The 8,052-nt window shown below is 62.4% G+C and carries 9 protein-coding genes; 7 read left to right on the forward strand and 2 right to left on the reverse strand.

The window, feature by feature from the left end; all coding sequences use genetic code 11:
- From EN879_RS15760 to EN879_RS15780, 5 genes are all read left to right on the forward strand, one after another.
- A partial coding sequence (locus EN879_RS15760; protein ID WP_281034593.1) for an FAD-linked oxidase C-terminal domain-containing protein occupies positions 1 to 221 on the forward strand: 221 nt, incomplete at its 5' end.
- 22 nt (positions 222 to 243) lie between these two features.
- Positions 244 to 2,253 carry a DUF2817 domain-containing protein gene (locus tag EN879_RS40620; RefSeq protein ID WP_082826520.1) on the forward strand — a complete coding sequence of 670 codons (2,010 nt, stop codon included), beginning with the start codon at positions 244 to 246 and terminating at the stop codon, positions 2,251 to 2,253.
- Between the two features lie 71 nt (positions 2,254 to 2,324).
- Complete coding sequence (locus tag EN879_RS15770) at positions 2,325 to 3,122, forward strand: transporter substrate-binding domain-containing protein (RefSeq protein ID WP_063168718.1); 798 nt, start codon at positions 2,325 to 2,327, stop codon at positions 3,120 to 3,122.
- Between the two features lie 77 nt (positions 3,123 to 3,199).
- Complete coding sequence (locus tag EN879_RS15775) at positions 3,200 to 3,907, forward strand: ABC transporter permease subunit (RefSeq protein WP_063168719.1); 708 nt, start codon at positions 3,200 to 3,202, stop codon at positions 3,905 to 3,907.
- A gap of 5 nt (positions 3,908 to 3,912) precedes the next feature.
- Entirely contained in the window at positions 3,913 to 4,644 is a 732-nt protein-coding gene (locus EN879_RS15780; RefSeq protein ID WP_063170307.1) for an ABC transporter permease, read from the forward strand.
- Positions 4,645 to 4,760: 116 nt separating this feature from the next.
- On the opposite strand, the gene EN879_RS15785 is transcribed toward EN879_RS15780, so the two are convergent.
- Together EN879_RS15785 and EN879_RS15790 are read right to left on the reverse strand one after the other, a co-directional pair.
- A complete protein-coding gene (locus EN879_RS15785; RefSeq protein WP_024503251.1) occupies positions 4,761 to 5,978 on the reverse strand; it encodes an FAD-dependent oxidoreductase in 1,218 nt (405 codons plus the stop codon).
- 15 nt (positions 5,979 to 5,993) lie between these two features.
- On the reverse strand, positions 5,994 to 6,758 hold the full coding sequence (locus EN879_RS15790) for an HpcH/HpaI aldolase/citrate lyase family protein (RefSeq protein ID WP_063168720.1): 765 nt from the start codon (positions 6,756 to 6,758) through the stop codon (positions 5,994 to 5,996).
- A gap of 118 nt (positions 6,759 to 6,876) precedes the next feature.
- On the opposite strand from EN879_RS15790, the gene EN879_RS15795 reads away from it, so the two are divergent.
- A complete protein-coding gene (locus EN879_RS15795) occupies positions 6,877 to 7,767 on the forward strand; it encodes a 2-hydroxy-3-oxopropionate reductase (protein ID WP_063168721.1) in 891 nt (296 codons plus the stop codon).
- Between the two features lie 5 nt (positions 7,768 to 7,772).
- The gene (locus EN879_RS15800; RefSeq protein WP_245493824.1) at positions 7,773 to 7,985 is read left to right on the forward strand and encodes a hypothetical protein; all 213 of its coding nucleotides are present in this window, start codon (positions 7,773 to 7,775) and stop codon (positions 7,983 to 7,985) included.
- Positions 7,986 to 8,052: the final 67 nt, after the last annotated feature.

Genomic DNA, 8,052 nt, shown 5'->3' on the forward strand with positions numbered 1-8,052 from the left:
GTGTTGGGTCCAAGCGCATCCATTCGCTGCTGGCGACGGTTGACCCGACGAAGCTCGCCGCGATGGAGCGGGTGAAACGAGCGCTGGACGATCAGTCGATCATGAACCCCGACAAGGTGCTTCCCTCCGACGCCTGGTTTGTCCGGTCCTCCAGGCCGCTCCTTTCCGGCAATGAGCGCCGATTGCCACCTCAGAACACGAGCCATCACAACGATGAATAGCCCCACGGTGGAACGACAGGGAATGAACGGATTGACCGCAACCGCCAGCGATCCGGTGGGATCGACCATGCGCCATGATGAGCCAGCCCCCGCCTATGCCCGTGATTTCGCCGTCCTTCGCAGGAGATTTCGCGAAGCCGCCGAGCGGGCCGGCGCGGAACTGTCTGAATATGTTCATCCGCTGAACGGCCCGGATGGCGAGACGCTGGCGACGGATGTGGCGCTGCTTGGCCGCCGCGATGCGCGCAAGCTGATCGTGCTCATCTCCGGTACGCATGGTGTCGAGGGCCCGTTCGGCTCGACTTGCCAGACCGCGTGGCTCGGCCAGAAGCACCTGCGGCGCCTGCCCGGCGACACAGCCATCCTTGCCATTCACCTCATCAATCCCTGGGGTACGGCTTGGTCGCGGCGCGTCAACGAGGACAATGTCGACCTCAACCGCAACTTCATCGACTGGTCTTCAAGTGCTCCCGTCAACAACGGTTATGCCGGCCTGCACGACGCCATGGCGTATCGCGAGTGGGAGGGACCGGACCGCATAGCGGCCGACGAGAAGCTCGCCGTGGCGCGCAAAAGGCTTGGGCATGCCGGGCTGGCGGCGATCGTCGAAGCCGGCCAGTATGAGTTCGCCGACGGCATGTTCTACGGCGGTGGCGGCCCGGTCTGGTCGAACCGCACCTTGAACGAAATTCTGAAGACCTTTGCCGGCGCGGCGCGCCAGGCCATCGTCTTCGACCTGCATACCGGCGCCGGGCCTTACGGTTATCCGGCTCTGCTTTCTGTGGCGAGTTCCGAGCATGACGGCCTTGCCTGGGGCAAATCCATCTTCGGGCCGGCGCTGGCGACAGTCCTGACAGGCCAGGGCGCCAAGACCGATACCGGCATCACGGCAACGGCGACCGGCTATGTCTCCGATGCCGTCCGCAAGGCAATGCCGAACGCGCGCGTGCTGCCGCTTGTCGTTGAATGCGGCACGTTGGACGGGCCGGCTGTCATGGAAGCGGTCCAGGCCGACAACTGGCTGCATCTGTTCGGCAAGCTCGATTCGCCGTTGGGCAAGCGGATCCGCGACACTCTGCGTTGCGCCTTCATCCCGGATGACCCAGACTGGCAACGCACCTGCCTGTCCAGCAGCCTGCGCTATTTCGATCGTGCGCTGGCGGACCTGCGAACCGTCGAGATAACCCAGGACACCAGCAGCGAACAGACGCCGCCAACCCTTCCTGCCGTCGCGGCCGATCCGGCGCCCGCTGACAAGGCAAAGATCACCACGCCGGCCGTGCAGATCGACGAGCTTCACAAGAGCTTCGGCTCGCTTTTGGTGTTGAAGGGCGTCAATCTCACCGCCCATGCCGGTGAGGTCATTTCCATGATCGGCTCGTCGGGCTCGGGCAAGAGCACGTTCCTGCGTTGCATCAATCTTCTGGAGCAGCCGGATGGCGGCAAGGTCGCCATCGATGGCGAGGTGATCAAGATGAAGCCGCTGTCGAGCGGCCGTCTTGGGCCAGCCGATATGGCGCAGGTCGAACGCATCCGCGCCCGCGTCGGCATGGTGTTCCAGAACTTCAATCTGTGGCCGCACATGACTGTGGCGGAGAACATCATCGAAGCGCCCCGGCACGTCTTGAAGGAGCCCCGCGAGAAGGCCATCCAACATGCGCACGCTTTGTTGAAGAAGGTCGGGCTCGCCGACAAGCACGCTCATTATCCGGGCCAGTTATCAGGCGGCCAGCAGCAACGCGCCGCGATCGCCCGAACGCTCGCGATGCGTCCCAAAGTCATCCTCTTCGACGAACCGACATCGGCGCTCGATCCCGAGTTGGTCGGCGAGGTGCTGCGCGTGATCCGTCAACTGGCGGAGGAAGGCAACACCATGATCCTCGTAACGCACGAGATGCAGTTCGCGCGCGAGGTCTCCCACAAGGTTCTGTTTCTCCACCAGGGAAAGGTGGAGGAAGAGGGTGCGCCCGCGGAGCTGTTCGGCAGCCCGCGCTCGGAGCGTCTGCGCCAATTCCTGGCTCGGACACTGTGAGGGAAGCATTCTCGAAGCGTCCGGTTCGCACCGGACAACGGCAATGAAGACCAACAACAAGGGGAACTGATATGAAACTGAAAGTCTTGACGCTGCTCGCATGTCTCGCGGGAAGCATGGGAAGCGCATTGGCGGCCGAAGGGGAGTTGTCCATCGGAACGGAAGGCGCCTACCCGCCATGGAGCATGTCCGACGCCAATGGCAACGTCACCGGTTTCGACGCCGATGTCGGCGCGTTGCTGTGCACCAAACTCGCGGTGACCTGCCATTTTGTCGTGCAGGCGTTCGACGGGTTGATCCCGGCGCTGAAGGCCAAGCGCTTCGACGTCATCATCTCGGGCATGTCGATCACCGCCGATCGCAAGAAGGAGATCAATTTCAGCGTCGGCTATGCCGAACTGGCCAACATGTTCGTCGCGGCCAAGGGGTCTGATCTGGCCGCGATCACCGACGTCGACACGCTGCTGAAGTCGCTCGACGGCAAGAAGGTCGGCGTGCAGGCTGGCACGACCCACGCGCATTTCCTCGAGAAGCGTGCACCGAATGCCGACCTGAAAACCTACGACACGCTTGACCAGATGCAGATCGACCTGGCGAGCGGCCGTATCGACACGGCTTTCGCCGATCAATCCGCCTTGCAGGATTTTCTGGACAAGCCTGACGGCAAGAACTTCCAACTGGTCGGTGTTGAGATCAAGAGCACATACGACCCGACGCTTGGCGAAGGCATCGGCGTCGGCATCGCGCAGGACAACACCGAACTCAAGGTCAAGATCGACAAGGCGCTTTGCGAGCTGATCGCGGACGGCTCGGTCGGCAAGGCAAGCGAGAAATGGTTCAAGACGGACATTTCCCGGCCCTGCAAATAACGCCTTGGAACCCTCGCATGCGCCCGGAGCTCCGGGCGCATGCACTTCATTGGCACGACAAGACTAGGGCAACTCAGATGGAATTCGGTCTCTGGCAGGTTTGGGAAGCGGGTTGGGTGACCGCCATCCTGCGTGGCGCGTCGATAACGATCCTGGTGGGTCTCGTCAGCATGGCGGCCGGGCTGGTGATCGGCATTGTCTGCGGCTTGATCAAATGGGCCCGGATATTTCCGCTCTCGCTGCTCGTTGATGCCTATACCTCGCTGGTGCGCGGCGTGCCCGAGCTGCTCATCATCTACCTCCTGTTTTTCAGTTCGGTTGAATTCGTGACCAAGGTCGTGACCGCTTTCGGCTATGCCGGGGTCGCGGAGAGCGGCTATGCGTTCGTCATCGCGGTCATCGCCATCGGCGCGATCTCCGGCGCCTATTCGACCGAGGTCGTGCGCGGGGCCCTGGGCGCGATCCCCAATGGGCATATCGAGGCCGCGCGCGCGCTCGGGCTATCGGGCGGCCGGATCTTTCGCCGCATCATCGCGCCGCAGATGCTGCGCATCGCGGTTCCCGGAATCAACAACGTCTGGCAGACCACGATCAAGGACACGGCCCTGGTCTCGGTGGTCGGCCTTCAGGAGCTGATGCGCATTTCTTTCATTGGCGCCAATTCCACCCGCCACCCGTTCATCTTCTACCTGATCGCGGCTGTGGTTTATCTGGCCATTACGCTCGTCAGCCAGGCCGGGTTCGACGGCATCGAACGCCTGCTCAGGGTGAGGACGAGAAAGTAGTTATGATGGATCTCATCCAGCTAGCGGTTCCCGTCCTGCTCAAGGGCCTGTGGGTCACAGCGGCACTAACGTTCGTCTCGGTGCTGATCGGCTTCAATCTGGGCCTCGGTTTGGCGCTGATGCGACTGTCGTCGAACCGCTTCCTGTCAGGCTTTGCCAAATATTATTCCAATGTCTTTCGCGGGACGCCACTGCTGGTGCAGATTTTCCTGTTCTATTACGGGCTTGGCCAACTTTCCTCGATCAAGGACAACGCAGCTTTGTGGTGGTTGATCAGCGACGGCGCGCGCTGCGCCGTGCTGGCGCTTGCGCTGAACACGGCTGCCTACACGTCGGAGATCCTGCGCGGCGGATTGATGTCGGTTCCGGTTGGCCTCGTCGAAGCGGCGCAGGCATGCGGCATGTCGCGCATGCTGCGGTTCCGGCGCATCGAGTTTCCGCTCGCCATCCGCCAGGCGCTGCCGGCCTATGGCAATGAGCTCATCCTGGTCGTCAAGGGGACCAGCCTTGCCTCGACGATCACGGTGCTCGAGATCACCGGCTACGCCAAGCGGCTGATGAGCCAGACCTTCGCAATCTTCGAGATCTTCGCCATTGCCGGCGTGCTCTACCTTGTGATCAATCTGCTGTTGATCGCCATCATCCGCGCCATAGAGCGTTTCCTCATGCGCCACGAGGCCTCCTCTGGCCGAGATCTGGCAGCGCCGCAACCAAATCGATCGACCGTGGGTTCGTGACGCCCCTGCTAAGATAGAGCGATCCGAGCGAGTAGTTTTCACGACGTCTCTGACTAAAATGCAATTTCATTGGACGCTGAATGCCCGAGATAAAATGGGTGACCGATCGTCTCGCTTTAGATCACTGCTTCCTCGAGAAACGGCTCGTTGCGATCTATGCGCTCGTAACAGAACGGCGAAAGATCGAGCGTCTGGAAAGCCCCGTGAACGATAAGTTCTGAAACGGCGCGGCCCACGGCTGGCGACTGTTGCAGCCCGTGCCCCGAGAAGCCGTTGGCAAACATGAAATTGGTCACCTGCGGGTGGAAGCCGACGATGCCGTTGTGGTCGAGCATGTTGTACTCGTAGTGGCCGGTCCAACTGGTCTGGACCTTGAGTGCGTCGAAAGACGGAATGCGGTGCCAGAGTGCCGGCCAGATGTAGTCGTCGAACTCTTCATGGTGCATTTCAAAGTCGTCGTAGCCGGCCGGTCCGTCGCCTTGCGGCGTGTTGCCGGTGAGAAAAAGCTCGCCTTCGGGACGCACGAATGTTCCGGAAAGGTCGATGACATTGGGCATCCGGCCGGGGATCGGGTTGGCGCTGGCGAAGACGAAGCTGTAGCGCTTGTAGGGCGCGACCGGGATCGACAGGCCGGCCATGGCGGCCACCTGCTGAGCGCGCGGGCCCGCGGCGTTGACCAATGTTCCGCAGGCAACCGTCTGTCCGGTCGCGAGGCGCACCGAGATGACCCGCCCATCGGCGATGTCCAGCCCTGTCACGGCATTGTCAATATACTCGACGCCGCTGGCGCGGGCTGCGCGGCGGAAACCGTTCATCAGCCCCACGGAATCGAACCAGCCCTCTTCCCTGGCCCCCCAGGAACCGCCACCGAGATCCTCCACATTGAGCCAGGGGAAGCGATCCTTCAGCGGGCCCGGCTCAAGAAACACCGTGTGGGCCCCAAAACTGCGTTGCAGATCGACGCGCTCGCGGGCCGCTTTGACGCCGTCGGGTGAACAGCAGTAAAGATACCCATGCTCCTTGAAGCCGAGGTCGGGCGCCGGTTCGTCCTTGTAGAAAGGTGCCATACGCTCCTGAAATCCGCGGATGACCTCGATGCCGAACTGGCTGATCTTCACATTGATCGGATTGGAATATTGCTGCCGGATCGCACTGGTGGAGAGCGCCGTCGACGAGAATTCGTAGCTCGAGTCGCGTTCGACCACGAGGATCGAGGCGCCGCTGCCCAGCGCCTGGCTCAGCCAGTAGGCCGTGGACGAACCGATGACGGCGCCGCCGACGATGACGATGTCGTAGGCGGTGCGTGACGGCGCTTTGTACCGGGGGATCGGCATGGCTGTATCTCCGGTCTACTGAGTGAACGAAGCGACCAAGGCATCCGAGCCCCGCGCCAGCAGGCCGAGGTCGGAACCAACGGCAACCATGGTGAAGCCGTCGGCGAGGTAGCGGTCGGCATCGGTCTTTGCGGGAGCCAGGATCCCGCTGGCCTTGCCTGCCGCCGTTGCCGCCTTGCGCACCGAGGCGATCGCTTCTTGAACGTGTGCGGCCCCGGGATTGCCCATCGCACCCATATTGGTGGAAAGGTCGCCGGGTCCGACGAAGAGAACGTCGACGCCGTCCACTGCCGCAATTTCCGCGGCATTGGCGACGCCTAATTCATCCTCGATCTGTACGGCGAGAAGCTGCTGCTCACGCGCCTTGGCGTGGTAACCGGCGATGCGACCGAAGCCGTTGGCACGGTGACCGACCGAGAAGCCGCGAAATCCACCAGGCGCATATGTCATAGCCGCGACAATGGCGCGGGCCTGATCGGCCGTCCGCACATTGGGGATCATCAGGCTGCGCGCACCGATATCCAGGGCCTGCTTGATCAGATTGGGATCGTCGGAAGGCAGCCTGACGACGGCCTCGCTGTCGAAGCCGCCCATGACCTGCAACTGGGCCATGATGCTGCGCAGATGATTGGGGCTATGCTCGCCATCGATCAGCAGCCAGCCGGCGCCGGAGCCCGCGACAATTTCCGTCGTCAGGGCCGAAGCCAGCGAGCACCAGATGCCGATATGGGTCCGGCCGGCCGACACGGCAGCCTTCAGCGTGTTGAGGCGCTCTTGCATTTTGCGGTCGGTCTCCGATGAGCGAAAGGACGTTGAAATTTGTATGATGTCCTATATCATACGGCAATAATTTGCTGCAAGATGCAATACGCACCAACCTTCGTACAGGGGTTCAAGAATGAAGATCGGGTTCATCGGGCTCGGTGTGATGGGAGCACCGATGGCGCACCATCTCGTCGACGCGGGACATGAGATCTTCACGGTCCTGAACCGCTCCCCTCTGCCGAAGGACCTTAGGGCATCGGTCGTCGCCTCTCCTGGCGATGTGGCGCGGATGTCCGAGATCATCGTGACCATGCTGCCCGACACGCCAGATGTGGAGCGTGTCCTGCTTGGAGGAAACGGCGTCCTGGAGGGGCTGTCGGCCGATAAGCTGGTCATCGACATGAGCTCGATCAGCCCTATCGCCACTGCGGAATTCGCAGCGAAACTGCGGCAAGCGGGAGCCGGCTACCTCGACGCCCCGGTCTCGGGCGGTGAGGTCGGCGCCAAGGCGGCGAGCCTCACCATCATGGTCGGCGGGCCGACCGCAGAGTTCGAGCGCGCGCTGCCGATCTTTCGGACGCTGGGCAAGAACATCACCTTGATCGGCGAGCACAATGGCGCCGGCCAGACCTGCAAGATCGCAAATCAGATCATCGTCGCGCTCAACATAGAGGCCGTGGCGGAAGCGCTCGTCTTTGCCAGCAAGGCCGGTTGCGACGCGGCAAAGGTGCGCGCCGCGCTGATGGGCGGCTTTGCCTCGTCCCGCGTGCTGGAGGTGCATGGCGAGCGCATGATCGCCCGGACCTTCGCCCCGGGCTTTCGCATGCGGCTTCACCAGAAGGATCTCAACCTCGCGCTCGAAAGCGCCCGCGCGCTTGGCGTCTCGCTGCCGAACACCGCGATGGCGCAACAACTGATGAGCGCCTGCTCAGCCCGACCAGGCGGCGCGGAGGCCGACCACTCGTCCCTCGTCCAGGCGCTGGAGATCCTCAGCGGCCACGAACTGTCAAAAGAAAAGGAGTAAAACCGATGCGCGGAACCGGCAAGGCCGAGATCTTCGTGATGCTGGCCCATCCCGTGGCCCATGCCAAGAGCCCCGGCATATTCAACGAGATCTTCGAGCAGAAGGGCCTCGACAGCCTCATGGTGCCCTTGAGCTGCCGCCCGGAGGATTTCGAGGCCTTCTGGGCCGGCATTACGGCAGCCGAGAATATCAGGGGCGTGATCATCTCGGTGCCGTAATGCCGGCCCAGAAGGCCTCGAAATCCTCCGGGCGGCAGCTCAAGGGCACCATGAGGCTGTCGAGGCC

Origin of the sequence: Mesorhizobium sp. M7A.F.Ca.AU.002.02.1.1, from assembly GCF_003998535.1 — a bacterium.
Lineage (GTDB): Bacteria > Pseudomonadota > Alphaproteobacteria > Rhizobiales > Rhizobiaceae > Mesorhizobium > Mesorhizobium ciceri.

Excerpts from the sequence above, each read along its gene's own strand:
- EN879_RS15795 (WP_063168721.1), top strand. The coding sequence starts at position 6,877 with ATGAAGATCGGGTTCATCGGGCTCGGTGTGATGGGAGCACCGATGGCG.
- EN879_RS15770 (WP_063168718.1), top strand. The coding sequence starts at position 2,325 with ATGAAACTGAAAGTCTTGACGCTGCTCGCATGTCTCGCGGGAAGCATG.
- EN879_RS15775 (WP_063168719.1), top strand. The coding sequence starts at position 3,200 with ATGGAATTCGGTCTCTGGCAGGTTTGGGAAGCGGGTTGGGTGACCGCC.
- EN879_RS15780 (WP_063170307.1), top strand. The coding sequence starts at position 3,913 with ATGGATCTCATCCAGCTAGCGGTTCCCGTCCTGCTCAAGGGCCTGTGG.
- EN879_RS40620 (WP_082826520.1), top strand. The coding sequence starts at position 244 with ATGAACGGATTGACCGCAACCGCCAGCGATCCGGTGGGATCGACCATG.
- EN879_RS15790 (WP_063168720.1), bottom strand. The coding sequence starts at position 6,758 with ATGCAAGAGCGCCTCAACACGCTGAAGGCTGCCGTGTCGGCCGGCCGG.
- EN879_RS15800 (WP_245493824.1), top strand. The coding sequence starts at position 7,773 with ATGCGCGGAACCGGCAAGGCCGAGATCTTCGTGATGCTGGCCCATCCC.
- EN879_RS15785 (WP_024503251.1), bottom strand. The coding sequence starts at position 5,978 with ATGCCGATCCCCCGGTACAAAGCGCCGTCACGCACCGCCTACGACATC.